Consider the following 571-nt stretch of genomic DNA (forward strand, 5'->3'; position numbering starts at 1 on the left):
TCTCCTTTGCCTCCCGCCGGATGCCGGCAAGCGTTGCGGTCACCATCGGGTGGGCGGTGGGTACGGCAATCTGCGCCAGGTGATGCAGGTAGCGCAGGGCGGCCCGATGCAGGTCTATGGTGCTGGTCCTGCGGCCCTGCAGCGCCATGTCGGCCAGATAGGCGGCAACATCCTCGCCGCGGGCCGGCAGGGCGGGCAGGGCATGACCGGCAGCCCAGCGACACCAGGACCGCACGGCGGCGCGATAGGTGCGCAGCGTGTTTTCGGCCTTGCTGCGGTGCATATAGGCATCGGCCGCCTGACGGGCCGTGGCCAGGCGGCCATCATGTTCGGGCACAGGCTGTGTCGAGACGACGGAAAACCATTGCGCGACGGCAGCAGCCGGCTGGCCGACGGGCGCAGGAGGCGATGCGTCTGACGTCCCGGGACAGGCTCCTACGGGCTGGAGCGGCCGGAACCAGGCCAGGAAGCTGGGCGTACCGTCGTCGATTTCCAGTCCGACAGCCAGTTCGAACCCCGATGGGACATCGGCCACATGGTCCTGAGCCATCTGCTGGGCAGCCGACGCATA

Annotated in this window: 1 protein-coding gene; it reads right to left on the reverse strand. The window is 68.7% G+C overall.

The genetic code is table 11. The features are described 5' to 3' along the window. Nucleotides 1-535 (reverse strand): site-specific integrase (locus B7449_RS24745; protein ID WP_408734937.1); only part of this gene is annotated, 535 nt, incomplete at its 3' end. Between the last annotated feature and the right edge of the window lie 36 nt (nt 536-571).

Origin of the sequence: Komagataeibacter intermedius TF2 (genome assembly GCF_000964425.1) — a bacterium.
GTDB classification, from domain to species: domain Bacteria; phylum Pseudomonadota; class Alphaproteobacteria; order Acetobacterales; family Acetobacteraceae; genus Komagataeibacter; species Komagataeibacter intermedius.